Source organism: Mycobacterium sp. NTMscope_MAC_12, from assembly GCF_976985675.1.
This window is the reverse complement of the sequence record NZ_CDRJYY010000001.1, coordinates 224866-250884: the sequence shown is the minus strand read 5'-3', so window position 1 is coordinate 250884 and position 26019 is coordinate 224866. Positions and strand designations below refer to the sequence as shown.

17 protein-coding genes and 9 pseudogenes are annotated in these 26019 nt (G+C 63.2%); 13 read left to right on the top strand and 13 right to left on the bottom strand.

Annotation, left to right across the window (positions count from 1 at the left end):
• Nucleotides 1-27 precede the first annotated feature (27 nt).
• From AC0KS4_RS01155 to AC0KS4_RS01145, 3 genes and pseudogenes are all read left to right on the top strand, one after another.
• Nucleotides 28-917 (top strand): annotated as a pseudogene (locus AC0KS4_RS01155) (metal-dependent hydrolase).
• A gap of 21 nt (nt 918-938) precedes the next feature.
• Entirely contained in the window at nt 939-2516 is a 1578-nt protein-coding gene (locus AC0KS4_RS01150; protein ID WP_007168414.1) for a flavin-containing monooxygenase, read from the top strand.
• The gene (locus AC0KS4_RS01145; protein ID WP_007168413.1) at nt 2513-3466 is read left to right on the top strand and encodes an SDR family NAD(P)-dependent oxidoreductase; all 954 of its coding nucleotides are present in this window, start codon (nt 2513-2515) and stop codon (nt 3464-3466) included. The genes AC0KS4_RS01150 and AC0KS4_RS01145 overlap by 4 nt, the downstream gene beginning before the upstream one ends.
• A gap of 300 nt (nt 3467-3766) precedes the next feature.
• Here AC0KS4_RS01145 and AC0KS4_RS01140 read toward each other — a convergent pair.
• A pseudogene (locus tag AC0KS4_RS01140) lies at nt 3767-5125 on the bottom strand (IS1182 family transposase); the annotation flags it as partial.
• 333 nt (nt 5126-5458) lie between these two features.
• Here AC0KS4_RS01140 and AC0KS4_RS01135 point away from each other — a divergent pair.
• The 3 pseudogenes from AC0KS4_RS01135 to otsB form a co-directional block, all read left to right on the top strand.
• Nucleotides 5459-5686: pseudogene (locus AC0KS4_RS01135) on the top strand (IS1595 family transposase); the annotation flags it as partial.
• A gap of 158 nt (nt 5687-5844) precedes the next feature.
• Nucleotides 5845-7183: pseudogene (locus AC0KS4_RS01130) on the top strand (wax ester/triacylglycerol synthase domain-containing protein).
• A 41-nt stretch (nt 7184-7224) separates the two neighbouring features.
• Nucleotides 7225-8384 (top strand): annotated as a pseudogene (gene otsB, locus AC0KS4_RS01125) (trehalose-phosphatase).
• Nucleotides 8385-8531: 147 nt separating this feature from the next.
• On the opposite strand, the gene AC0KS4_RS01120 reads toward otsB, so the two are convergent.
• The 3 genes from AC0KS4_RS01120 to AC0KS4_RS01110 all read right to left on the bottom strand — a co-directional run bounded on the left by AC0KS4_RS01120 (nt 8532) and on the right by AC0KS4_RS01110 (nt 10224).
• Nucleotides 8532-8924 carry a type II toxin-antitoxin system VapC family toxin gene (locus AC0KS4_RS01120; protein WP_007168407.1) on the bottom strand — a complete coding sequence of 131 codons (393 nt, stop codon included), beginning with the start codon at nt 8922-8924 and terminating at the stop codon, nt 8532-8534.
• Complete coding sequence (locus tag AC0KS4_RS01115; RefSeq protein WP_007168406.1) at nt 8924-9199, bottom strand: type II toxin-antitoxin system Phd/YefM family antitoxin; 276 nt, start codon at nt 9197-9199, stop codon at nt 8924-8926. The genes AC0KS4_RS01120 and AC0KS4_RS01115 overlap by 1 nt, the downstream gene beginning before the upstream one ends.
• 152 nt (nt 9200-9351) lie before the next feature.
• Nucleotides 9352-10224 (bottom strand): MaoC/PaaZ C-terminal domain-containing protein, encoded by an 873-nt coding sequence (locus tag AC0KS4_RS01110; protein WP_007168405.1) that lies wholly within the window; start codon nt 10222-10224, stop codon nt 9352-9354.
• 82 nt (nt 10225-10306) lie between these two features.
• Here AC0KS4_RS01110 and AC0KS4_RS01105 point away from each other — a divergent pair.
• The 6 genes and pseudogenes from AC0KS4_RS01105 to AC0KS4_RS01080 all read left to right on the top strand — a co-directional run bounded on the left by AC0KS4_RS01105 (nt 10307) and on the right by AC0KS4_RS01080 (nt 13695).
• Nucleotides 10307-11010, top strand: a pseudogene (locus AC0KS4_RS01105) (histidine phosphatase family protein).
• Nucleotides 11011-11062: 52 nt separating this feature from the next.
• A pseudogene (locus AC0KS4_RS01100) lies at nt 11063-11170 on the top strand (NAD-dependent epimerase/dehydratase family protein); the annotation flags it as partial.
• Nucleotides 11149-11793, top strand: a complete 645-nt coding sequence (locus AC0KS4_RS01095; RefSeq protein ID WP_019731991.1) for an integrase catalytic domain-containing protein — start codon at nt 11149-11151, stop codon at nt 11791-11793. The pseudogene AC0KS4_RS01100 and the gene AC0KS4_RS01095, both read left to right, overlap by 22 nt.
• A 171-nt stretch (nt 11794-11964) precedes the next feature.
• A pseudogene (locus AC0KS4_RS01090) lies at nt 11965-13094 on the top strand (ISL3 family transposase); the annotation flags it as partial.
• Nucleotides 13095-13145: 51 nt separating this feature from the next.
• Nucleotides 13146-13379, top strand: a pseudogene (locus AC0KS4_RS01085) (transposase); the annotation flags it as partial.
• On the top strand, nt 13369-13695 hold the full coding sequence (locus AC0KS4_RS01080) for a hypothetical protein (RefSeq protein ID WP_033711234.1): 327 nt from the start codon (nt 13369-13371) through the stop codon (nt 13693-13695). The pseudogene AC0KS4_RS01085 and the gene AC0KS4_RS01080, both read left to right, overlap by 11 nt.
• A gap of 386 nt (nt 13696-14081) precedes the next feature.
• Here AC0KS4_RS01080 and AC0KS4_RS01075 read toward each other — a convergent pair whose 3' ends face one another.
• The 9 genes from AC0KS4_RS01075 to AC0KS4_RS01035 all read right to left on the bottom strand — a co-directional run bounded on the left by AC0KS4_RS01075 (nt 14082) and on the right by AC0KS4_RS01035 (nt 25194).
• On the bottom strand, nt 14082-15224 hold the full coding sequence (locus AC0KS4_RS01075) for an acyl-CoA dehydrogenase family protein (protein WP_033712837.1): 1143 nt from the start codon (nt 15222-15224) through the stop codon (nt 14082-14084).
• Nucleotides 15225-15272: 48 nt separating this feature from the next.
• On the bottom strand, nt 15273-16889 hold the full coding sequence (locus AC0KS4_RS01070; protein WP_085981616.1) for a long-chain fatty acid--CoA ligase: 1617 nt from the start codon (nt 16887-16889) through the stop codon (nt 15273-15275).
• Nucleotides 16890-16921: 32 nt separating this feature from the next.
• A complete protein-coding gene (locus AC0KS4_RS01065) occupies nt 16922-17578 on the bottom strand; it encodes a transglutaminase-like domain-containing protein (RefSeq protein ID WP_007168400.1) in 657 nt (218 codons plus the stop codon).
• A complete protein-coding gene (locus AC0KS4_RS01060; protein ID WP_033712835.1) occupies nt 17575-19032 on the bottom strand; it encodes a cytochrome P450 in 1458 nt (485 codons plus the stop codon). Before AC0KS4_RS01060 ends, AC0KS4_RS01065 begins: the two co-directional genes overlap by 4 nt.
• 177 nt (nt 19033-19209) lie before the next feature.
• Complete coding sequence (locus tag AC0KS4_RS01055; RefSeq protein WP_007168397.1) at nt 19210-20178, bottom strand: alpha/beta hydrolase; 969 nt, start codon at nt 20176-20178, stop codon at nt 19210-19212.
• A complete protein-coding gene (locus AC0KS4_RS01050) occupies nt 20175-21698 on the bottom strand; it encodes a flavin-containing monooxygenase (RefSeq protein WP_007168396.1) in 1524 nt (507 codons plus the stop codon). The genes AC0KS4_RS01055 and AC0KS4_RS01050 overlap by 4 nt, the downstream gene beginning before the upstream one ends.
• A gap of 74 nt (nt 21699-21772) precedes the next feature.
• Complete coding sequence (locus AC0KS4_RS01045) at nt 21773-23419, bottom strand: flavin-containing monooxygenase (RefSeq protein ID WP_007168395.1); 1647 nt, start codon at nt 23417-23419, stop codon at nt 21773-21775.
• Nucleotides 23416-24339, bottom strand: coding sequence for a hypothetical protein (locus AC0KS4_RS01040; RefSeq protein WP_007168394.1), 924 nt, complete (start codon nt 24337-24339; stop codon nt 23416-23418). The genes AC0KS4_RS01045 and AC0KS4_RS01040 overlap by 4 nt, the downstream gene beginning before the upstream one ends.
• Before the next feature lie 18 nt (nt 24340-24357).
• Nucleotides 24358-25194 (bottom strand): SDR family NAD(P)-dependent oxidoreductase, encoded by an 837-nt coding sequence (locus AC0KS4_RS01035; protein WP_007168393.1) that lies wholly within the window; start codon nt 25192-25194, stop codon nt 24358-24360.
• 134 nt (nt 25195-25328) lie between these two features.
• Between AC0KS4_RS01035 and AC0KS4_RS01030 the strand changes: the two genes are divergently transcribed.
• Nucleotides 25329-25997, top strand: coding sequence for a TetR/AcrR family transcriptional regulator (locus AC0KS4_RS01030; RefSeq protein ID WP_023900852.1), 669 nt, complete (start codon nt 25329-25331; stop codon nt 25995-25997).
• Nucleotides 25998-26019 lie beyond the last annotated feature (22 nt).

The window sequence follows — 26019 nt, the reverse complement described above, 5'->3', positions numbered from 1 at the left end:
GGGATTGCCATGGTAGCTAGTCAGGCAATGGCTGCGAAAAGCGGAACAGCAGCCGAAAAAGTAGCCGAGAGTACGTATCCTAAGGCTCGGCGGATTCGGTTTTGGTTCGGCGATCCCGAGCCGATGGACCACCATTTCGTTGAGGGCAATATCGTGTTCAGCCACCTTGTGGCGTTGCTGTCCGGCGTGTTTCCGCCAGGTGAGGAGTTGTTTATCCGGTCGGTTCGGCGCTTTGCCGATCAGATGACCGATCCGGTACTGATGAAGCGGGTGGCCGGATTCATTTGGCCAGGAGTCGGTGCACGGCCAGGAACACCGCCGGCTCAACGAGAAGCTCATCGAGATGGGCTACCCGATTGTCCGGCTGTTTATGTTCCCGCATGACAGCCGCCGGGAGCCGGTTGATCGTGCGAATTGAGAACCTGCTGCCAGCGCGGGTACCCCTGGCGGTCACGGCGGCGGCCGAGCACTACACCGCGACACTGGCTGAGCGCATGCTGGGCGAAGAGATACAAAAGATTCCTGGCGATCCCGAGGTGCGAAACCTGCTCAACTGGCACGCGGTGGAAGAGCTGGAACATAAGTCGGTGGCGTTCGACGTCTACCGGGCCGTCGATGGGCCGGAGTGGCTCCGGATCGGGGTGATGGCGGTGCTGTACATCCTGACGATCCCGGTGGTGTCGATCGGGGTGCTGTTGTCTATTTTGGCCGATCCGCGGGGATGGCGCCCGATCAAAGTGGCGCGTCAAACGCGTGCGGTGTTCCGGGACCCGTTGGTGCAGGGGCTGATGGCCGATCTGCGCATGTACCTAAAGCCGGGCTTCCATCCCGACGACATCGACACGACCGCGCTGGTGCAGCAGTGGCGGCAGGAGCTGTTCGGCGACGACGGTGCCCTTGTCGGTCATCTCAAGTAGCAGGAAGGCCATGAGTTCAAGTTGAGTACAACGATCGACATCGAGCAGTTACCGACTGTCGAGCGTGTCACTCCAGACCATGAAGTCGTGATCGTCGGCGCTGGATTCGGCGGTATCGGTGCTGGTATCTCCTTGCAACGCAGAGGCATTCACGACTTCGTGATTGTCGACAAGTGGGATCAGGTGGGCGGCACCTGGCATGCGAACACTTATCCGGGTGTGGCGGTGGATATTCCCTCGTTTGTCTACAGCTTTTCCTACGAGCAGCGTGGTGATTGGTCGCGGATCTTCGCTCCGGGTTACGAGCTTCGCGATTACGCCAGCGACCTTGTGGACAAGTACGGCCTAGCTCAAAAGTTGCGGCTGAACACTACGATCACCTCGGCGGTGCTCGATGAGCGCAATAGCCTATGGCGATTGACTACCGACGCCGATCAGGAGATTACCGGCCGAAATGTAGTCATGGCGGTCGGTGGCCTCGAACGCCCGAAGATGCCTGATATCCCGGGTCTCGACGAGTTCGGGGGTGTGCTCATGCACACCGCACTCTGGGACCATGACGTGGCGCTGGCGGGCAAGCGCGTCGCGGTCATCGGCACTGGCGCAACGGCGCTGCAGGTCGTCCCGGCCATTGTCGACGAAGTCGAACATTTGACAGTCTTCCAACGAACACCGATATGGGTGTTCCCAAAACCTGACAAGGAGGTCACGTCCGCCATCCGGTGGGTTCTGGGGCGTAAGCGAATCCGTTCGGGTATCCGCCTGGTGGGAACCGTCGCAACCGAGGTCGGCATGGCCGGGATGTGGGTCGGTCCACAGTGGCTGACGAACGCGAGCCGCCGGATGCTTGAGGTTCCTACCCGCCGCTGGATGCGCCGCCAGATCGATGACCCGGTCGTTCGGGAGAAGCTGATCCCACGCTACGGGTTAGGCTGCAAGCGCCCGTCGATGTCAAACGACTACTTGCGTACCTTCAACCGCGACGACGTCAGCCTGGTCACCGATGCGATCGAGTGCATTACCAAGAAGGGGGTACGGACGGCGGACGGCGTGGAGCACGAGATCGACGTGTTGATCTGCGCGACCGGGTTCAAGCTGTGGGAGGCGGGCGCGGTGCCTCCCTTCCCCGTCATCGGGCGGGGCGGCGTCGATCTCGGGCGGTTCTGGAGTGAGCAGAGATACCAGTCGTACCAGGGTGTTTCGGTTCCCGGATTTCCGAACATGTTCTCAATCACCGGGCCCTACGGATTCGTGCTCGGCTCGTACTTGTGGATGATCGAAGCGACATCGGCTCACCTGAGCCGCGCCATAGCCGAAGCGAAGCGCCGCGGTGCAACGGTCTGCGAGATTCGTCAGGAAGCCCACGACGAGTATTTTCGGAAATGCCTGAAGCGCCAACAGAATAACTTCCTGTTCACTCCGGCGTGTGCGGGTTCGAACACCTACTACATTAATAACCAGGGCGATTCACCGTTTCGGCCGTCGACGCACGGCGAAATGTACTGGCAGAACCGCTATTACAACCTTGATGTCTACCGATACAGCAGGGGCGTTGCGGTTCTGGACGCAGCCGCGGCCATGACGAAGGAGAGCCTGTGAAGTTCAACCGATTGCGACCGCGCCTGGTGGTGGTCACCGGGGCTGGAAGCGGCATTGGCCGGGCGACAGCGATCAGGTTCGCTAAGCTCGGCGCCCACGTCGTGGTCTCCGACATCGATCTGGATGCGGCACAAGCGACCACCGCGATGATCCGCGGTTACGGCCTCGGCGCGTCGGCGGCGCAGTTGGACGTCACCGACCCCGACGCCTGGGCGGTGTTCGGTCGCGATGTGTTAGCCGATCACGGTTACACCGATGTATTGGTCAACAACGCAGGTATCTTGGTGGGCGGCCACTTTTTGCAGCTGAGTCCCTCGGATTGGGACCGCCAACTCGGTGTGAACCTAATGGGTGTCGTCCACGGATGTCGTGTGTTCGGCGCCCAGATGGTTGAGCGCGGCGGTGGCCACATCGTCAACATCGCGTCAGCGGCGGCGTTCACACCCACGCCGGTGATGGCGCCGTACTCGGTGTCCAAGGCGGGCGTGAAGATGCTGACCGAGTGCTTGCGGCTCGAACTCGGACCGAGAGGCATCGGCGTCAGCGCCGTGTGCCCGGGTGTGATCAACACCAACATCGCTGATCGCGCGATCGTAGTCGGCGTCGATCAGAACCTGATCGAACAAGGAAAGCAGTTCACGAAGAAGCTCCAGGAATTTAGCGAGAAGTTTAGGGTCTCGCCGATGAGCTCGGACCTCGTAGCTCGTGCCGTCGTACGTGCGGTACGGTTTGATTTGGCGGTCGTGCCGGTGCGCACCGAGGCCTGGCTGGGCTATTTCATGCTCCGTATCGCCCCTGGTGTCAACCGCCGTATGATGCAGCCATTCTCGGTGGACGCATTTCAGCGGCTGGGTGCTCGCCTGTCAAAGACAGTGGGTGCTGCGGACCAGGGTGAGCTTGCCGCCGGTGGAGCCGAGGCGGCGGCACCGGTCACCAGCACGGGAAAGTAGGGTGCGGGCTGATCAGCGGCCAATCGTAGGTGCTCTGCCGTCAATACGCCGTGCAGCTCGGGTGAAGGGGTTCCCCTGATTCCGTGGGGACTTGACTTGTAGTGATCTTGATTCCTGCTGCCCCCGGCTAGGTGCGTGGGTCGGTAACGGATTTGTCGGGTCGGCAGGTGGATTTGTCCTGGACGGAGGGCATCGGGCGGCGTTTTGTTGGCCTGGTGGTGTGATCGGGCGGGCCGCATTCCGCGGGATGGCGGATCGGTGGCCGTAACTCGCTGCGCACGACCCTTTCAGCCGGCCGCAGCCTGCGCTGCAATGTTGTAGTAGGAGGGTTCGCAGGTTGTGGCAGGCGGCGAGCAGGCGCCATTCGGCGCGGGCGTGATGGTGGCCGCGGAGCAGGAGTCGACTCGCCCCCTGGGTGGTCTTCATCTGCCCGAACACCGGCTCGACGATCACCTTGCGCCGCGAATATGCGGCCTTGCCCTTCTTGGTGCGAAGTTTGCGGGCCATCCGCGCCTTTGGTGTCGCATTTTTCGGTGTCCGTCCCCGTGGCGCGTCGGGAACCTGCTCGCCGTGGGCGAGCCGGCCGGTCGCGATCAGCGGATCGGTGCCCGCCTTGTGGGCGGCGTCGATGTTGTTCTCACTGAAGTAGCCGGCGTCGGCGAGCGTCTGACGCGGTGTGGTCGCGGTGTTGGTGATGGTCTGGGCGAGCAGCTCGCCGAATGCGGGGTTGTCGGCGCCGGATTCGGCGAAGTCGGTCGCAACGATCACCTGATGTTCTTCATCGACGACGGCCTGCGCGTTGTAACAGTAGTGGAAGCTGCCGTCGGCGGTCTTCATGATCTGGGCGTCAGGGTCGGTGAAGTTGCGCTGCGCCTTGGGCTTGACGGTCGCGCACTGTGCTGCCTGCTCGGCGGCCCGCGCGGCCGCGTCGTCATCATGGCCGGCGTTTTGCGCCCTTGCCCGGGCCTTGTCCGCGGCCTGGTCTTTGGCGTGTTGTTCCAGGTCGGCCTTGGCCTTGCGGATCTTGGCCAGCCGGCTCTCACGGCGGGCCAATTCGCCCTGCAGGTCACCGCCACGATTGTCCGGGCCGTGGGCCTGGTCCTCGTCGATATCGACGCGTTCGGCCTCCCGCATGATCTGCTCGACCTGGGTTTGCAGGGCCGGCTCCGCCTCGCACATCCGGTCATAGCTCATCGCCTTGTGACGGGAGGCATTGGCCTTGACCTTGGTGCCATCGAGGGCCACCCGGCCCATCGTGACCATGCCCGCCTGCTGGCACAGGGTCAGCGCCTGCAGGAACAGGGCTTCCAGCGCGGCGAGGTGACGGCGCCGAAAGCGGGCGATGGAGCGAAAGTCCGGTGCGGTGTTGGCGGCCAGGTACCGAAACGCCACATCGTCATGGCAACGGGCTTCGATCTTGCGAGATGAACGAACCCCGCTGGTGTACCCGTAGAGCAGCAGCTTGAGCATCAGCCGCGGGTGATACGGCGGAAAGCCCCGGGCCTCGCTGTAGGAGGCGAAAAACACTGCCAGATCAAGCACCTCATCGACCAACTCGGACACAAACAACGCCAGATGATCGTCAGGCAACCAATCCCGCAACGACGGCGGCATCAAAAACGACTGATCCTGGTCATAGGCCCGAAACGTCTTGTCCACCGAAACCTCGCCCGGTGACGATGACGAGCGAGGCCGCGCGGACTCGGTCTCAAACAGCTGATCCTGGGCCGTCATCAAATCCATGGACACAGTTTTCCCGACCATCCACGTCGCCATCAGCGTGACACACCAACAACTCGTGGATACCGACCCACGCACCTAGGTGAGCGGGGGGGTAGGGCGCAGAGCGCGCTACCTGAGCAGAAGCGCGGCGAGCTGCTTCACGTGGGTGCGTCCGCGGTCGCCGTCTTCGAGTGCTTCGAGCCAGCGAGCAGGGATGGATTCAACGCCGTCGCGGGCGCCGACGATCGCTCCTGTCATGGCCGCTACACCCGCGTGGAACGCGAGCACCTGCAGTACTACCTCGACGAGTTCACCTTCAGATTCAATCGCCGCAGGTCAAAAGCCCGCGGAATGCTCTTCTACCGACTCCTGCAACAAAGCGTCAACACCGATCCCCACCCACTAGCCGACCTCATCGGCGCCGCCGAAGGCCAAGAGCAAACTCTGCGAGCAACTGCTAAACCACTGCCCGGCAGTACTTTTGACGAATTTTTTTAAGCAAACGAGTCCACTTAAGCAGATAAGCAATAAGTATGTTCGACTTAGGCGAGCTGTTTAACGGGTCTAAACACATTCTTAACGCTCCTGGCCTACCGCCCCGGAGGTCCCGCGCAAATACTGGTACAAGTGCGAGAAACGAGGGGCGGGGACTGCGCATGGCGCAAGCGATAACACTGGATACGGCGTACCTGAGAGCTCAAGATCCCGATCAGTACGCCAGCCTGGTGATCGGCGCGGTCGCCATCGTCGATGGTGGCGTCCCCGATTACGCACTGCTGAAACAGCTGCTGGCGGAACGGATTCAGTCGATACCGCGCTGCACACAGGTGCTGCGGACGCAGAGCTTCGAGTGGATCGACTGTCCCGGATTCGACCTGGCCCATCATGTGCGCTGGGTGGCGATTCCGCGCCCGGGCGACGACGCCCAGCTGTCCGGCGCGATCGCCCACGCCCTGGAGCGTCCCCTCGACCTGGACCGTCCGCCGTGGGAGTGCTGGGTGATCGAGGGCCTGAAAGGCGGCCGGTGGGCAATCTTGATGAAGATCCACCACGGCTTGGCCGACGGGAACTCAGCCGCCCACCTGCTCACCCGGCTTTGCGACGACGCCGACCACGATGCATTCGCGAACGGTGTTGGCGACAAACATGATTCGCCGCCGCAGGCCTCGAAGCGCGGCTGGCCCCTGGAGTGGGCTGGGGCACTCGCCGGCAACTTCGTCGGGGCGATCTGGCCGACGGCACGGCCCTCGGTCGACCCGGTCCTGCGGCGCTACAGCACGGTGCGCGTCCCGATTGCCGACGTCGAGTGCGTGTGCCGCAAATTCGGTGTGACCGTCAACGATGTCGCGCTGGCGGCCATCACCGAGGGCTTCCGAAGGGTTCTGCTACGCCGCGGCGAAGAACCGCGGGCGGACTCGCTGCGCACCCTGGTGCCGATGCCGGTACGTTCGGCACTACTGCCATACCTGCCCGTCGAGCATGACGACCCGGTCCAGCAATTGCGGACCGTGCACAGCCGGTGGAAAGCGCAGCACGCCGACAAATCTCCGCCCGGTATCGTGGAGTCTGCGATCAATTGTCTGCCAACTATGCTGCGCGGCAACCTCATACAACTGTTACCCAGGCTCCCGCAGCGCGGCCTCGTAACGCTGGCGAACCACGCGCCCGGGCCTCGCCATCAGCTGCGGCTGATGGGCCAGACGATGGAGCGCCTGCTGCCGATCCCCCCGATCGCCTTGCAGCTGAGCACCGGGGTCGCGATGCTCAGCTACGGCGACGAATTGGTATTCGGGCATCACCGCCGAATACGACGCCACGGCCGACGTCAAGCAGCTGGCAGCCGGTATCGAGCTGGGCATGGCACGGATGGTGGCGCTCAGCCAGGATTCGGTGTTGCTGTTCAGCAAGGACCGCCGGCGCACGCGCGCGGCGCGCGCGTTTCCGGGCCAGGCGCAGCGGCCGCGACCGTCGGCACCCACGCCGGCACGTCACTGACCCGCTCTCACCGGCGTTGAACACCGTGAGAAGGTTGGTCAATGCCGGTCACCATCGACCCGCGCCGCCATGACGCGGTGCTGTTCGACACCGCGTTGGACCGCACCCAGGCGCTGACCCGGCGATTGCGCGAAGCCGGCGTCGACACCGGCGTCTTCGCGTCGAACGGTAACGTCCGCGACACCCTGAGTGAGGCAGCAGACAAGCTGTCGGTCCGCCCGGGGCGATGCGCCGTCCTTACCGACAACGCGGCTTGCGTCCAGGCCGCGCGCGACGGCGGATTCGCGTTGGTCATCGGCCTCGACCGAACAGGGCAAAGTGACGCCCTGCGGCGCGTCGGCGCCGACGCCGTGGTCGGCGATCTGGATGAGGTCGCCGTGCGCACCGGGGACCACCGGATGTCCCAGCTACCCGATGCTGTGCAGGCCCTCGGTGCCCTCACCGACCGGAGGCCGGCCATATGTTCTTCGACTTCGACGGCACGCTGTCGGACATCGTCGACGATCCCGCCGCGGCCCGGCCCGTCGCCGCCGCGGTCGAGGCGCTGCGGAAGCTGGCCGCGCAATGCCCGGTCGCGGTTCTGTCCGGCCGCGACCTCGCCGACGTGTCACAGCGCCTCGGTGTGCCCGGGATCTGGTATGCCGGCAGCCACGGTTTCGAGCTGACCGCACCCGACGGCACACACCACCAGAACGACGCCGCGGCGGCGGCCACACCGGTGCTCGAACAGGCCGCCGCCGAGCTGCGCGACCGGCTCGACTCGATCCCCGGAGTTATGATGGAGCACAAGCGATTTGGCGTTGCGGTCCACTACCGCAACGCCGCGCGGGACCGCGTGGGCGAGGTTGCCGCGGCGGTGCGCGCGGCGGGCCGGCGGGACGGACTTCGGGTGACGACGGGTCGCGAAGTCATCGAGCTGCGTCCGGACATGGACTGGGACAAGGGAAAGACGCTTCGCTGGGTGATCGATCACCTGCGCGAGGCCGACGCGCGTCCGCTGGTGCCCATCTATCTCGGCGACGACATCACCGACGAGGACGCGTTCGACGCGGTCCGCGATGATGGTATCCCGATCCTGGTGCGACACAGCGAAGACGGCGACCGCGCCACCGCCGCGCTGTTTGCGTTGGACAGTCCCGCGCGCGCCGCCGAGTTCACCGAAAGGTTGGCACAGCGGTTAAGTGACGCCCGCGTAAATTAGCGACGGCAACGGTTCTAACGGCGCTCAGGGTGCCAACATTCGAGTGATCCAGCACGACGGTGTCCCCATTCGGCGGTGGCACGAGGTTGGCGCGACATGCCGGGACATGAAGCGTTGGCCGCCTCACGCGCCACCCTAGGTAGCCGATCAAGACGGGGCAATCACTGCCATGCCGAGCGCCTCGGCGGCGTCGCGCATGCGGTCGTCGTAAGTGCACAACCGGCCAAGATCCATGCCGAGCCGCTGGGCAGTCGCCAGGTGAATTGCATCGAGGGTGCGTAGCTCGATTGGCAGCAGCCCACCAGCAAGATCGAGCAATCGGTTGTCGATGCGTAGTAGGTCTAGGCTCGCGAGCGCCCGGCGTCCGGCTCTTCGGGCTGATTCACCCTTGTGGAGCAGAGCCCGCATGACCTCCGTCCGCGCAAGGGCACTCGACACCCGCGGCAGCCGGGTGCGAAGGTAGCGACGCAGCGCATCCGACTCTGGCTCACGAACTGCAAGCTTGACGATTGCGGACGAGTCCAGGTAGATGGCCGCCATCAACGCTCGTGCTCACGCAGGCGCGCAAGCGTCACGGACGGCAGCTCGATACCCGTTTTGAGTCGGACCGGCTCGGGAAGGTCATCAAAGTCAAGCGTCGCACGTTCGATCCCGCCGCTTGCCAGCATCTGCTGGTACGGACCGCCCTCCGGCATCGGCGAGAGAAGGGCGATAGGCCGACCACGGTCGGTGATCTCGATCGTCTCGCCGGCCTCGACCCGACGGAGGAGTTCGCTGGCCCGCTGCCGCAGCTCACGAACGCCCACCGTAGACATGTGCTAACTGTAGCACATAGCTGTTTAGCTTAGCGCCCGAGCGATCCCCCCGAAGCCCGCCGAATGCGGGACAGGTCATGGCTGGACGGCAGGCCAGGCGCACCAGTGAACGCCTGCGCGCCGGGGCGACGTACCGGGTTCTAAGCCATCGGCTAGGCCTCCGCGTACTCCACCGCGCCGTCGTCCAACACGATCCGCGCGTTCGCGCTTTCGGCGCCACAAGCCTCCGTCCGAAACACCGCCTTGCCCGGTTCCGTCCGCCAGATCAGCGTGGTCAGCGTCTCCCCTGGAAACACCGGCGAGGTGAATCGCGCCGCTATCGACGTGACGTTGGCGGCCACGCCCTTGCCCAGCTCGGCGACCAGCGCGCGGCCCGACACCCCGTAGGTGCACAGCCCGTGCAGGATCGGCTTCGGGAAACCGGCCATGTCCCTGGCGAACCACGGGTCGCTGTGCAGCGGGTTGCGGTCACCGGAGAGCCGATAGATCAGCGCCTGGTCCGCACGGGTGGGCAGCGCGATCCGGGCATCGGGCTCGCGGTCGGGAAACTCCGGCGCGATCGGCCGCTGACCCGGCACTCCCCCGAACCCGCCCTCGCCCCGGATGACCAACGTGGTGAGTGTCTCGGCGATCAGCTCCCCCGAGTCGGGGTCGGTGCCGCGGCCGCGCAGCACGATGATCGCGTTCTTGCCCTCGCCCTTGTCCTGGATGTCCGCGACCTCGGAGACCACGGACAGCTTGCCCGCCGGCGGCAGCGGTGCGTGCAGCCGGATGCCCTGCGACCCGTGTAAAAGCATGGCCCAGTTGAACTTTCCGATCTTGCCCGCCGCACCGAACGCCGGGCAGCAGATCACCGCATAGGTGGGCAGCACCTGCTGGGTGATGTCGTGGCTGTTTTCGGTGGTGAACGATAGGTCGTCAGTTCCGGCGCCGACACCGAGCGCGTAGAGCAGCGTCTCCCGGTCCGTCCATTCGAACAGCATCGGCTCCGTCGTCGCACCGACGGCACTCGGGTCAATCGCCATACGAGTCTCCCTTCAAGCTTTTCTGCCACCCAACCATCGCAAACCCTTCCCACCGGCACCGTCGGCGGGGCAGGCTATCGCCATGCGCAATCCCAGCTTGATCAGGAAGGCCTCAAAAGCGGTAGCCGTGCTGGCCGCAACGGTAATCGTCGGCGCCTGCGGCGGGTCACCGCAGGCCCACAGCATCACCGTGACGTTCGTCCGGCACGCGGAGTCCGAGACCAACGCCAGCGGCGTCATCGACACCGACGTGCCGGGCCCGGGCCTGACCCCGGAGGGCAAGGGGCAGGCCGAACAGGTCGCGCACCAACTCGCCCACAACAAGTACGACGCCGTCTACGCCTCCACCATGGTGCGAACGCAACAGACCGCCGCGCCGTTGGCCGCCGAACTCGGCAAGCAAGTCGAGGTGCTGCAAGGCATCCAAGAGATCAACGCCGGCTGGTACGAGGGCAAGCCCGTCTCGATGGCCCCCTCGACGTACCGGCGGACTGGCTCAACGGCGACGTCGGAGACCGCATCCCCGGGTCGATCACCGGCAAGGAGTTCAACGACTGGTTCACCGCGGCCGTGCAGAAGATCTACAACAGCGGCCACAACCAACCGGTGGTGTTCTCGCATCTGTACGCCATCGAGTACTGGACGCTGATGAACACGAAGAACGCCAAGGACAGCCTGGCGACCAGTCATCCGCTGCCCAACGTCGGCCGCGTGGTGATCACCGGAAACCCGATGACCGGCTGGACGCTGGTGGACTGGGACGGCATCCGCAACTTCGCCGGCTGATGCCTGGACAGCATGGTTGACGTGCGCGGTGTGACCCGCCACGATGGCTTGCATGCGCTATGTCGTTACCGGCGGTACCGGGTTTATTGGTCGCCGCGTCGTACCTCGCCTGCTGGAAACCCGGCCGGACGCGCAGGTGTGGACCGCTACAGCCCGCAGGTGCGTGCCGAGCTGTTGGCGATGAGCAGCGCGACGATCGACCGCTACCTGCGTGCGGTCAAGGCGCGCGACCAGATCAAGGGGAAATCGACCACCAAGGCCTCCCCGTTGCTGCGGTCTTCGATCAAGATCCGCAAGGCAACCGACGAGGTCGAGGGATCTCCGGGGTTCTTCGAAGGCGACACCGTCGCGCACTGCGGTCCAACCCTCAAAGGCGAGTTCGCCCGGACCGTCAACCTCACCGATATGCATATCGGTTGGGTCTTCACCCGCACCGAACGCAACAACGCCCACACTCACATCCTCGGCGCCCTCAAAGCCGGTGTCCATGAAATACCTTACGAGGTAACCGGTTTGGACTTCGACAACGGAACCGAATTCCTCAACAAGGCCGTCATCAAGTGGGCTGCGCAGATGGAGATCTTCTTCACCAGGTCGCGGCCGTACAAGAAGAACGATCAGGCCACAATCGAGTCCAAGAACAACCACCTCGTCCGCAAGTATGGGTTCTACTACCGCTATGACACCGACGAGGAACGTGCGGTGCTCAACCGGCTCTGGAGGCTGGTCAACGACCGGCTCAACTACCTGACGCCCACCATCAAACCGGCTCTGCGGAAATGAGCGTGCAGCAGTGGTTGGCGGATATCCGCGGTGGGGGTTCGTGTCGTTGAGCTGAGGTGGGGCCTCGGTGGGTGACGATTCAGGTTCCTACACGCCGCTTCACCAACACCACCGAGGTGACCCTTGCCTGAGGCTACTGCCTGCCCGCCGTCTGTTGTTGCCGACACGATCATGCGCACCATCGAGTTGGGGGTGACGATCACCGACGCCGCGGTCGACGAGAAGACGACGACGATCTTCTGCAGGCCGGTGGCCTGTGACGCCAGGTGTCCGGACTGCGGCCGGGAGGGCCGCTACCGCGACACTGTGACTCGGCCGTTGACGGATCTGCCGGTGGCCGGCTACCCGCTGGTGCTGCAGGGTGCCCTACCTCGCTACCGCTGCACAACGCCAGCGTGTGGGCGGGCAGTGTTCAACCAGGATCTGGGCAAGTTGGCGGCCCCGCGCTCATCGACGACGCGGCGCTGTGCCCGGTATGTATTGCGGCGGTTGATGATCGACCGCACCACCATTTCGGCGATCGCCGCCGAACTCGGGGTGTCCTGGCATACTGTCAGCTCCATCGCGATGCGTGCGACCGCCGGCCTGATCGCCACAACCGGGCCGGATCGGCTGGCCGGGGTGACGGTGATCGGTGTCGATGAGCATCGCTGGGCGCCTCGGCGTCGCGGCACAGAGGGGTTCGTCACGCTGATCATCGACCTCACGCCTACCCACGACCAGACCGGCCCGGCACGCCTGCTCGACCTGGTCGAAGGACGCTCAGCGACCGCACTGGCCACGTGGTTGGCCGCCCAACCCACCGACTTTGCCCGGGCCGTGGAGGTCATTGCGATGGACGGGTTCGCCGGCTACAAGACCGCCGCCACCGAGGTCATCCCGGACGCGGTCACCGTGATGGACCCCTTCCACGTTGTGGCTTTGGCCGGGACCAAGCTCGACCTGATCCGCCAACGCATCCAGCAGCAGACCCTGGGTCGGCGCGGACACACCGGTGACCCGCTCTATGGGATCCGGCGCATCGCCCGAACCCGCCTGCAGCTGCTCTCCCCACGCCAATACACCCGGCTGACCGAGGTGCTCGACGGCGACGACCATCTCGCCGTCAAGGTCGCCTGGCTGATCTATCAGAAGATCATCGCCGCCTACGCCGACCCGAACCGACGTCACGGCAAGAAGGCAATGACCAGGCTGATCGAGTCGATACGGCGCGGCGTACCCGCCGGATTGGAGGAGATCGCCCAACTCGGCCGCACGCTATCGCGCCGCCGCGCCGACATCCTGGCCTTCTTCGACCACCACGTCTCCAACGGACCCACCGAGGCCATCAACGGCCGCCTGGAAGTCGGCGCGGCGTACCCGCCGGATTGGAGGAGATCGCCCAACTCGGCCGCACGCTATCGCGCCGCCGCGCCGACATCCTGGCCTTCTTCGACCACCACGTCTCCAACGGACCCACCGAGGCCATCAACGGCCGCCTGGAAGCATTGCGCCGCAACGCCCTCGGATTCCGCAACCTCACCCACTACCGTTGGCGCTCACTACTACACAGCGGAGCACTCCACCAACTTGTCAATGCACTCTGAATTACGAAGAGCCATCAAACCCATCGGCTACGGCGCTGGCCGCGACGGCCAGCGCCGCCGCCTCTACGACGAGCCCATGACCCCACTGGACCGGCTGCTGGCAGCCGGGGTCCTCTCGCCAGCCCAAGAATCGGAGCTGCTTGCCTACCGCGACACCCTGAACCCCGCCGCGATCGCACGCCAGATCGCCGATCTACAAGCCGCCCTGCTCAGACTCGCCAAGAACAAGACCGAACACCTCTACCTCGCCGCCATCCCCACCGCCCTACCCGAGGTCAGATCCGGCATCCGCATCCAGAACAAGACCGCCAGTTGACCTCGTTTTCGCGGGCATTCCTTACGTGATGCATGGATCAGGTTTCGCGGGCAACTTGACGTGATGCATCACGCCCCCGACGCAGCATGTGAGAAGTTTCCTTACTGGAATCAAGATCGCCGAGGTCGGCAACGTGGGCTGACGGCGTTGCCGGATTCCGGGATTCACGTCGTGAGAACGAATCGTGGCGAGAGGACAGCTGCAGCCGGACACTCCTCGTCCGCGAATAAGCCCTGAGGCCAGGGGGAACCGCGGGAGCTTGACGGATCCGCCGTGTCCGCCGATACGGCACCGGGATGGCTTTTGTCTGCAGTGGAGCTTGCCTGTCTCGAATAGCAGATCCTCATCTGCGTTGATACACCGGGCGTTCGGTCGTCGCTATCTTGTCAAAGCGACCTCGAAATAATCTCTTTCATTATTTCGTTAGACCCCGCGTAGATTTTCTGTACTCGCTGATCAACCCAGAGACGCGAAATCGGATACTCCGTCATGTATCCGTACCCGCCGTGCAGCTGCAGGCAGTCGTCGAGGACTTTCATCGCCCGTTCCGTCGTCCACCATTTGGCCATCGCGACAGTTTGCACGTCGAGCTTACCGTCGAGATGCAGACAGATGCAGTGGTCGAGGAACACTCGCGCAATCCTTGTTTCGGTGGCGGCTTCAGCGAGGGTGAACTTGGTATTTTGGAACCCGAAGATCGTTCGCCCGAATGCTTCTCGTTGGCGCGTGTATTCGATCGTCTGGTGCAAGGCCAATTCCATGGCGGCAACCGCTCCGACCGCGACGATAAGTCGCTCCTGCGGCAGTTGCGTCATCAGCTGAAAGAAGCCTTGCCCCTCGGTGTCGCCTAGCAGATGCGTCTTGGGGACGCGCACGCCGTCGAAAAACAATTCAGATGTGTCCTGACCGCGCTGACCTATTTTGCTGAGGACTCGTCCTCTCCGGAACCCGGGGCGATCGGCTTCCACGACGATCAGCGAGATACCGCTGGCGCCTTGGGTATGGTCGGTCTTGGCCACGACGACGACGAGATCGGCTTGCTGACCATTGGTGATGAACGTCTTCGAGCCGGTGATGACGTACTCGTCCCCATCGAGGACGGCGCGCGTCTTCACGCTTTGAAGGTCAGATCCGGTTCCAGCCTCCGTCATCGCAATGGCACCGATCAATTCGCCCGACGCCATCTTGGGCAACCACTGCCTTTTCAGGTCTTCCCGTGCGTAGTGCAGGATGTAGTGTGCGACGATGCCGCTGTGCAGGCCGGCGCCCCACGAACTGTCCCCGATTCGAGCTTGCTCTTCGAGCAGAACTGCTTCGTGCGCGAACGTCCCGCCGCCGCCGCCGTATTCGACCGGCATCGACATGCACAGCAGGCCCAGCTCGCCTGCTCGTTCCCACACCGCCCGGTCGACATGGTGTTGCTCGGCGAAGCGCTCTGAGTGGGGTGCAATCTCAGTGGCAACGAACTTTGCGGCGAGATCACGAAGCGCTTCCAATTCCGGGCTGAGCCAAGGTGAGGCGACTGTCATGGTGTCCTTTCGGTTAGGTGCTGCTGACGACGTTGGCGGCTTTTCGGGTTAGCCGCAGTACACGACCTGGTATTCGCCGGCGCCGTGGCGTGCTCTCAGCAATTTTTTGTCGTATTTGCCCACACTGGTTCGGGGAACCTCAGCAATGAACGCCCAGCGCTCCGGGATCCACCACTTGGCGACCGCGCCGTCCAGGAAGACCCGCAATTCGTTGATATCCAAGCTGGTTTCGGTCTTCGTGACGATCAACGCCAAGGGTCTTTCCTGCCACTTCTCGTCGGGCACGCCGATCACCACCGCCTCATGCACGGCTGGATGGGCAACGAGCGCATTCTCCAAGTCGACCGAGGAAATCCATTCGCCACCTGACTTAATGACGTCTTTTACCCGGTCGGTAAGCGTAAGGTAGCCGTGTTGATCGATGCGACCCACGTCGCCGGTGCGCAGCCATCCTTCGTCGAGCTTGTCGGAGTCGTTGTCGCCGAAGTACGAGCCGGTGACCCACGGTCCGCGGGCCTGGATCTCGCCGATAGACCGTCCGTCCCAGGGCAGGGTACGGCCATCGTCGCCACGCAGCCTAATCTCGACACCGCAGACGGGACGACCCTGACAAGCGCGTAGCTCCCATTGGCGCTCGCCGTTGGTCCCCTTCGGCGCGCGCGCCACGGTTGCCAGCGGCGAGGTTTCGGTCATCCCCCAGGCCTGCAGGATCGGGACACCGAATTCACTCTCGAAGTGCTCCATCAGTGACCTTGGAACGGCCGACCCGCCGCAGGCGACCAGGCGTAGCGACGAAATATCGTGCTCCGGTTCGGATTCCAGGAAATGCTGCACGTCATTCCAGATCGTCGGTACCGCACCGGCCACGGTCGGCTGCGTGTCCTCGATGATGGCAACCAACGGTGCCGCCTGCAGGTATCGGTCGGGCAGCACGAGGTCGGCTCCACACATCAGCGCGGAATAGATCAGCCCCCATGCGTTCGCGTGAAACATCGGGACGATCGCCAAGACGCGGTCTTCTTCACCGATGGACAGCACGTTGGGTGTGCAGCCAGTCAGCGAGTGCAAATAGGTGGAACGATGACTGTAGACAACACCTTTCGGGTTTCCGGTAGTGCCGCTGGTGTAGCACATCGCCGCGGCCGACCTCTCATCGAGCTCTGGCCAGTCGAATTCGCCGTCTTGATCAGCAAGCAGGTCCTCGTAGCGCAGCACGTTTTTACCGCTGGCCAGCAGCGGCTCCAGGTCGCCGTCGCCCGCTGCGATCACGGTGTGCACCGACGACATCGTCGGCAGTGCCTTCGCTAGAAGCGGTGCCACAGAGACGTCCGCGATGATGACCTTGTCGTCGGCGTGATCTGAAATGTAGCCAAGTTGTTCTGCGGTGAGTCGAAGGTTGAGGGTGTGAAGCACCGCGCCCATCGACGGCACCGCACAGTAGGCTTCCAGGTGTTCCTGATTGCTCCATTGGAAGGTGGCCACGCGCTGATCGTCAGTTATGCCCAGACTCCGTAGTGCGTTGGCCAACTGGCTGATTCGTCGCTTGAGCGCACCGTAGGTCGTTGTGCGGTAGCCCGATCCGGTCGGCGTGACGACTTGGCTGTCAGCGTGGATGGATGTCGCGTGCCTGACGATCGAGGCTACGGTCAAGGGGATATCCTGCATGGTGCTTTGCACAGGCACAATCCTTCAAACTGCTAGTTGGTGAATGAGTCCGGCACTGGAGGAGGTTCGTAGATGAGTTCGCCGTAATTGTCGCGCAGCGCGTCGATGATTTCCGTGAGGGGAAGGTCGTCGAAAACACCACGGTCATGGAGGTATTCCAGGTGTTGAGAGCCGTCGCCTGTGTAGGCGTGCAACATGGCGTCTCGCTGACCGTCGAATTCGATGGGAGCGACGCGGAAGCGCGCGCATAACTCGCGGTTGAATGCCGGTGTGGCCTTGACCCACCGACCATTCAGCAGTATTTGACTGTAGCCGTGGTAGACGAAAACGTCCGAACCACCCATCCGTTCACGGAGACTCGCGGTCTGTAGATGGTTGCGGACGTCGGCGAAACCCAACCGCGCCGGAATCCCCGCGGCGCGACATGCAGCCGTCAAGAGCACCGCCTTGGGGACACAGTAGGCGCGCTCGGCGACGGCGACCGCGCTGGCTCGGTACTGGCGCGGGTCGTCGGAGACGGAATACGGGTCGTACCAGATCGAATCACGGACAGCGGTGAAGATGCGGCACGCCTTATCGACGGAATCGGTGGCGTTGCGTGTCGCCGATTCGGTGAACTGCTGCACGGCATCGTGTTTCCAGTCGAGGAATTCGGTGGCTGCGAGGAACCGCGCAAATTCTGTCTTCATCGGCGGCGCAGCGTGATCGGTAACCCGTCGACCGGGATCGGCAGCGATGTGTTGTCCCAGCGGATGCGGTAGTCGGTGTCGAGGCCGAAGGTGAACGTGCGCAGCATCTGGTGCAGGATCGCTTTGACCTCGAGGGTGCCGAAGTGCATGCCGATGCATTTGTGCGCGCCACCGCCGAAGGGCAGCCACGCGAAGCGGTGAGCTTGGTCCTCGCGGCGCGGGTCGTCGAAACGTAAGGGGTCGAAGCGATCCGGGTTATGCCAGACTTCGCGGACGAAATGGTTGACGGCGGGAGTGATCGCCACAAGCGTGTCGCGGGGAATGTAGTGGCCGTCTATTGCGGTGTCTTGCACTGTTTTGCGCATGACTAGCGGGACCGGCGCCACGAGTCTCATGGATTCCTTGATCACCAGATCGAGCGACCTGAGCGCTTCCAAATCGTCGATCTCGGGTGATCGGTCGCCGAGAGCATCGCTTTCGGCGCGAACCCGATCTTGCCATTCTGGATGCTTTGCCAGGTAATAAGTTACCGCGGTGGTGGTGATGGTCGATGTGTCGTGAGCGGCCATCATCAGAAAAATCATGTGGTTGATGACATCGGAGTCACTGAAACGTTGTCCGTCTTCGGTGCTGGCATGGCACAGCGCGGCGAACAGGTCATTGCTGTTGCCGGCCCGGGCGGCCGGCAAGTGCCGGGCGAAGTATTCCTCGAGCACCCGTCGGCCGCGGATCCCGGCGCGATAGCGGGTGCCGGGAAGCGGCGCGCGGACGAGTGAGCTGGCCGCGCGTACCGTAGCGACGAACGCCTGGTTAATGGCGTCGCTGCTGTCTTTGCCTCGGCCACCCATGAACACATCGGTGGCGATGTCGAGGGTCAGGTTTTTCAACAGCGGGTACATGCGGACGGACGGGCCGGTCGGCCACGTGGGCAGGGTTGCGCGGACGCAAGGGGTCACTTGGGTGACGTAGCCGGCCAGTCGCGGCCGCGTGAAGGCCTCCTGCATGATGCGCCGGTGCATGAGGTGTTCGTCAAAGCTCATCAGCATCAATCCGCGGTGGAAGAACGCGTCGATGAGAAAGGCCCAGCCGTCTTGCGAGAACGCCTTTGCGTTGGTGGTGAGCGCCTCCTGGGTAGCTTGGGGGCCCGCGATGACCGCCATTTTGGTGCCGAACGCTCCCATCCACGAGACAGATCCGAACCGTTCGTAGCGCTCTCTGCCCAGGTCGGACCCAAACCGGATGTAGTCGAGGGTGTGCCCGACCAAGGGGAGCCCGGCATCACCGAGAACCGGTCGCAGTCCGCTTCCGGCCGGGGGCGCGGCTAGTTCACGCACTGGCCACCGCCGACTCCACCGGCGAAGTCCGTCGTCCACCCGTTGCGGCGCGGGAATCAAGATGACCGAAGATAACCGTTCCCGGGCTTTATCGACGGGTGCGTGTAGCGGGTTAACCATTGTCGCTCCCCGGCCTGTGGTCGTCGTGGGATGGAGGATCGACCAGCTGTTTACAGTTGGGCCACCAATGTTAATAGTTATACATAATTGCCCTGTTTGTCAAACGGGTCCTTCGCGGTGGGGCGTGACAAAAGCGGTTGCTGCGCGCTAGCCGCCTGCCTGCGTTCGGCCCGTGCGTCAAGGAAACGTGTCTTCGGCCCTGTCTGTGAGAAACGCTCCGCTGAGGTGCAAAGCGTGACGCGCCTCGGGCAAGAGTCGAAACAGGGCTTGGAACACGTGAATCTGGCCGCGAAACACCTGAAGCCGCACGGATGCTCCTGCGGCGCGCATGCGCTCGGCGAGTTGACGGGAGTCGTCGAGCAGCATCTCCCTTCCACCGACCTGGATCAATGTCGGCGGCAAGCCGGTGAGATCTGCGGCGAGGACATTGACGCGGGGGTCGGTCGGGTGGGCATCGCCTACATAGAGGCTGAGCGCACGCGTTGCGGACCGGGCCGATGCGAAAGGATCGCGGCGGCGAGTTTCACGTGCCATCGCCAGCTGGCACGTCAGATCGACGACGGGGGACATGAGTAACATGCCATCGGGCGGCGGGGAGCGATGTGCGAGCGCGCCCAACGAGGTCGCGACGGCGAGTTGGCCGCCCGCCGAATCTCCCGCGATCGCCACCGTGCGGTTTGACGCCGATTCTTCAGAGCCGGTCAACCACCGGTAGGCCCTCAGTGCGTCGTCGGCGGCCGCGGGATACGGGTATCGCGGAGCCAGGCGGTAGCGGACGGCGAACACCGGCCTGAGCGACGCGGCAGACAGTTCGCCTAGCAGACCACGATGGGTCTGCGGGGAGCACATGGAAAAGGCGCCGCCGTGGATATAGAGAATCGGCGGCCCGTCCGGGTCGACGTCCGGGGCAACGATCCAGTCGCCTCTCACCCGATCGCCAGCAAAGACGGTGTCGACCTGTTCAACTCGCAATCCGCGCCGCGGGCGGGACGCAATGAGCGCCGCCCGAAGCACCCGGTCCATTACCGCGAGCCCGTACTGGTTAGACGGTAGTGCTTGCGTCAGTGGGCGCAGGATCCCGCGGGCCGACGTCGCGATGAGATAACTTGCCGTGCTCGGATGCTGTTCCGAGTAAAGGGTTGTCACGATGAGCTAAGTACCTTTTCAGTGGTGCGCCGCTCGAACGAATAGTCACCAAGGTCGAAGGTGCGACTACGCCAGAAAGATTCGAGGGTGGTCGTCGGGCGTAGCGGTACGTCGCCGTGTTTGTCGAAGTAGTAACTATTGGCGGTTGCGCAGCTGGGTTGCCAAAAGACTTGGCGGTGGCGGCGTTTGAGCATTTCGGCGAAGAAGCGGTCGTTGGCTTGCCGGGTTATTTCGACGTAGTTGGCGTGCCGGGACCGCGCATGGTGAAGGCATCGCACGATGTGCCTGGTCTGGGCTTCAATGAGCGTGAAGTACGAGGAACCGTTGTATCCATAGGGTCCGAAGATGGAGAAGTGGTTGGGGAATCCGGGCACGCTGACGCCTTCGTACGCTTGGAGCCGATTCTCGTCCCACCACTTGGCTTGATCGAGTCCACCGATCCCCCTGAGCGAATAGGTCGGCATGTTCTCCGGTTCCATCACTTTGAAGCCTGTGGCGAGGATGAGGACGTCGATCTCGTGCGATCGGCCGTCGACGGTGTGGACGGCGGCGGCATCGAAGTGGCTTATCGGACTGGTCTCGAGGTGGACGTTGTCTCGGTTGAATGTGGCCAGGTACTCGTTGTGAAAGCTTGGGCGCTTACACCCGAGCGCGTAACGGGGGGTCAGTTTTTGACGGACGGCGGGGTCGGTCACCTGGCTGCGCATGTACCGCAACGCGGCACGCTCGATGAGTGACGCCAAGGGAATGGCGGTGTGGAAGTGAGCGGCGACAGGGAACGTGACTTCGACGAAGGTTTGACTCGCTGCGCGCGCCGCGAGTTGTCCGCCGGGAGCGTATTTGAGGAACCCTCTTGCCAGCCGCGGCACCGGGAAGTCCAGTTTCGGCAGGCACCAGATCGGTGTGCGCTGGAACACGGTCAGCGCCTTGACGTCTTTCGCGATTGCCGGGATCAACTGCACTGCCGACGCGCCCGTTCCGATGACAGCCACCCTCTTGCCGGCGATGTCTTCGTTGTGGTCCCAGCGGGATGTATGCATGGTGATCCCGCCGAAATCATCGACACCGGAGATATCCGGCCGCTTGGGGCGTGTCAGGACGCCCGAGGCGTTGATCACGAAGCGCGCGGATAGGTCCTGTCCTGCGGCCGTGTGCAAGCGCCACAGGGTCGCGTCCTCATCGAACCAAGCTTCAGTCACCTTGACGGCGAAGCGGATTCGTGGGCTAAGACCGTACTTGTGCGCGCAGTGTCTTGCGTAGTCCTTCAACTCGTTGCCGTGCGCATACGTCCGCGACCATGACGACCGTTTTTCGAAGGAGAATTGGTAGCTGTACGACGGAATGTCGACGGCGATGCCCGGATAGGTGTTCCAATGCCACGTTCCGCCTACGTCGTCTGCCTCATCGACAATAAGAAAGTCCGAAAAGCCGGCTTTCAGGAGTTTTATCCCCATTCCGATCCCGGAGAATCCTGCACCGATCACGATGATTTCGAAGCGGTGCTTATCGCTGTGGTCCATACCGTCCTTCTGGCTTATCTGGGGGCTGATGCCAGGCACCTGTCGCCGACTGCCTAGCCGGAGCCAGTCGCGGCTCAAGCACGATCCACCATCCGCGGTGATGCTGCCTCGGGTGAAGCGGTTTGCGCCGAGAAACGAACACCTTCGCGCTTGTCGACGGACACGCGATCGTCGTTGCGCTGCCGTCCTCCTTTGCTTGCGCCGTGCGAACTCTCCGCGGCCAACTCGGGCCGCGCCCGCCTGGGCTTCTTGCGGGGAGGGGGCTGTGAACTCATCGAGTAATCGTCGAGCTCGACCCTCGCTAGTTGTCGGGCGAATTGGGTGGTGAAGCCGGGATACATGGTCCCGTTATAGCCGTCTTCGGTGAGGTACCAGCTCTTGCATCCGGAGTTCCACGTCGTGCCGGCAAGCCGACGCTGGAGTTGGGCGTGATAGCTGTTCTGCCGGTCCTCTTTGACGTCGAAGGTCTGAATACCGCCTTCGATGATTATGCCGATGGCGTCGACGATGTAGCGGATCTCCGCTTCCAGGTAGACCAAGGCCGAGTTGTGTCCTGGCCCGGAATTCGGCCCGAAGGTGAAAAAGAGGTTGGGATAGCCTGAGACGCTGACGCTCTTGTAGGCGTAGGCGCCGTTAGACCATTCCTCCGCAAGCTTTCGACCGTCCACGCCGGTGATGGGAAACGGTGTGCCGGCCTTGCACACATCGAAGCCGGTCGCGAATACGATGCAATCCACCTCGTGTTCGATGCCGTCCGCGGTGCGAATGCCGATGGGCGAGATGGTCGCGATCGGCCAGGTGATGAGTTTGCAATTGTTCTGTCGGAGAGCCGGATAGTAGTCGCTGGTCATCAGCATGCGCTTGCAGCCGGGCCGGAAGTCGGGCGTCAGTTGTCGCCGCATCCACGAATCTTTCACCTGGCGACGAAGGTTCGCCTTGGCCGCCCAGGCGATGGCGGTAGTGGCCGGGGTGTTCCACACCATGCCGACGGCCATGACTTCGTGCGCCCAAAACCATGCCTGGCGAGCGGCGCTCTGCAGAATCGGTAGCCGACCAAACGCGGCCTTGGCAACACTGGGGTGCGGAAAATCAGGCCGGGGAAGCACCCAACCGGGCGTCCGTTGAAACACTTTGACTGATCGCGCCGTCTTCACCAATTCCGGAACAATCTGCACCGCGCTCGCCCCGGTACCGATTACCGCAACACGTTTGTCGCTCATGTCATAGTCGTGATCCCAGCGCGCGCTGTGGATTTTGTGGCCTGCGTAGCTGTGCAGTCCGCGAATGTCAGGAAAATTTGCATTGGCCAGTGGGCCGCTTGCCATCACCACCGTGCGCGACCGGTAGCTTGACCCGCCATCCGTTTCGACGGTCCACGTGCCGCTGTCTTCGTCGAACGCCAGGCCGGTCACGTTGACGTGGAAACAGATGAAGCGCGCCAGCGCGTGCTTGTCGACCATGGCCTTGATGTAGGCGAGTATCTCGCTGCTTCCCGAGTACGCACGCGACCAGTCCGGATTTGGTTCGAAGGAGTACGAATACAACAATGACGGAATGTCGCAGGCGGCACCGGGATAGCTATTGTCACGCCAGGTTCCTCCGACCTCGCCCGCGCGCTCCAGGATGACGAAATCGTCGATACCCCGCTTGAGTAGTTGGATCGCCGTGCCAAGTCCGGCAAAGCCGGCTCCGATGATCAGAACACTGGTCGTGTCGCTCATCTGGCCACCGGTTCATAGGTCAGCTCATCAGTCCATGACGGCGTCTTGCCGAGCACTTGCGTGGGGAAGTGGTCGATCACCCTACCGAGGCGCTGCGAGATGAAGTGCAGCGGTTGGGAGTGCTTGATCGTGGCAGACATATGGGCCTTGAGGATGTGATAGGGGGGAACACGGCGGGTGTGCTCGCTGCGATCGCCGACGTTCGAGTAGCGGGTGACTGCGTTGTACAGCCTTTCCTCGGACAGGCCCCAGGCGTTCAGGTTTATCAGCATCCGGGTCAGCAGCGGGATGTAAAGCAACGCACCGGTAAGTACCCTCGGGTCGATAAGAGCTCCCACCGTCTGAATCGCATGGATCCTCATTGGGCTGGCGCCCAGGTCGTTGAGCACCTGAAAACCCACCGCCAGGTGGCGAGACTCGTCGCTGTTGACCTTGGCGAAAACTTCGCCGCACACGGGATCTGACACCTCGTCCACCAAAAACTTCAACAGTGCTCCGTCCAGAGCGGTTTCTAAAGCCGGTATGGCAGCACCGATCACCGTCAACGGAAGTGCTTCGGCGTATCGGTCCAGCCATTCGATGACCAGCCGGATGTTCTTGTTCGGCACCGGAGTCTCGCCCTCCTCGAGCATCCCCCAGCGATGCATGAGAGCGAGCTCCACGTTGGCGTGCCGCTGCTCTTCGGCGTGGAAATACCTGTAAATCTCACCCAACGCGTCGAACGGCGCCTTGGGGGCCATGGCCGCGAAAGCGCGGGCACCGACATGCTCGATCCATACCACGTCTGACATGAACTGTTTCAGGCTGGGGCGCTGTTCGTCGGTGATCAACTCGGCACCCGGTGCGTCCCAGTCGATGTCGGCCAGCGCCCACTGGCGGTCTTTAATCGTCTGCAGCATATCGCCGTATTCGAAAGCCATGTCTCCTCCTAGGTTGTGTCAACGCGTTATTCGCTGGATGAGTCCCATCGCGTGGGTGAAGGTACCCGGCATGGTTCTCTTGAGCTGCCAGAGGATTTTGGCGTCGAGTTGCGGCAGGACGTATAGCTGGCCGCGGTCGTGCGCATCCAGGGTGGTTCGTGCTACCGACTCTGGTGATACGCCGGTCCACTTCATCAAGTTGGCGGCTAGCGTGGCCGCCGATTCCTCGATGCGTGGATTGTCGACGATATTTGTTTTGACGAAGGTGGGGCATAGGACGGTCACCGTGACGCCGGTTCCGCTGAGCTCGGCTGCCAAGGTTTCGGACAGCGCGAGTACGCCCGCTTTGCTCACGTTGTAGGCGGCCATGCGGGGGGCCGCACCGAAGCTTGCCGCCGACGCGACGTTGATGAGCCCTCCGAATCCACGTTCCCGGAGCCGCGGGACAAAGACTTCGCAGCCGTGGATGACTCCCCACAGATTGACCGACAACGTCGCGGACCAATCGCTCGTGGATGTCGCACCGACGACGTTGCCTCCAGCGCCAATTCCGGCATTGTTGATCACCAGTCCGGGAGCGCCGCCGAACCACTTCTCGGCCGAATCGGCAAGATCCCGGACCTGATGCTCGTCTGAGACGTCGCAAACAACGCCGATGCCATGACCGCCCAGCTTGGAGATCAGGTCCGCTGTCTCCTTGGCGCGAATGCCGTCGATGTCGGCGCACACCACACGGCCGCCCCGGCGCGCCAGCTCGACGGCAAATGCGCGGCCAATGCCGCTGCCTGCACCGGTGATCACCGCGTCGGCACGGTCACTCCGGCGGGGGGGATTCCCAAACGGCAGCAGCCTCATCGGAGTATCCGCCGTTGCTGCGATCTGACGGTTGATTCCGTCGCTGCCTCGAAAGCAACTGGTGGCACCAGCCACCATTGTGGGCACATGCCGTCAGTTTGGTGTGACCTACGTTGCTTTGTCAAGATGGAAATGTGCGGACGAAGGCGAAACGATGGGGCGGGCGTACCGGCGCGGAACGCCGCGCGGAACGTCGGCAGCGTCTGATCGATGCCGCGACCGAGATCTGGAGCGAAAGCGGTTGGGCCGCAGTCACCATGAGGGGCGTTTGCTCCCGGACCAGCCTGAACGACCGCTACTTCTATGAAGACTTCAAGACCCGCGACGAGTTGCTGGTTGCCGCCTGGGACGGGGTACGGAACGAGATGCTCGGTGAGGTTTCCGCGACCCTCGCAGAACGCGTCGGGCAGCCGCCCCTCGAGACTATTCGCATGACCATCTCTATGGTGGTCGACCGCATCACACAAGATCCCGGCAGGGCAAAGATCTTGCTGACCCAGCACGTGGGCAGCTCACCGCTGCAAGACCGGCGCGCTGTTGCCCTGCAAGAGGCGACGCACCTCGTGGTCGCGGCGAGCAAGCCCCATCTGAGACCGGATGCCGATGAAACCGCGCTCCGCATGGACACCTTGGTGGCGGTTGGGGGCTTCGTCGAGCTGATCACCGCCTGGCATGCCGGCTTGCTCGACGTAAGTCAGGAGGAGATCGTCGAACACACCAGTCGGCTCGCCGAAACCCTAGCTGAACGTTATCTGGTGCACGCGCTCAGCGTCGATGACGTGCCCGGGACGCTACCGTCCTGATCGTGGGCGTCAAACCGGACAC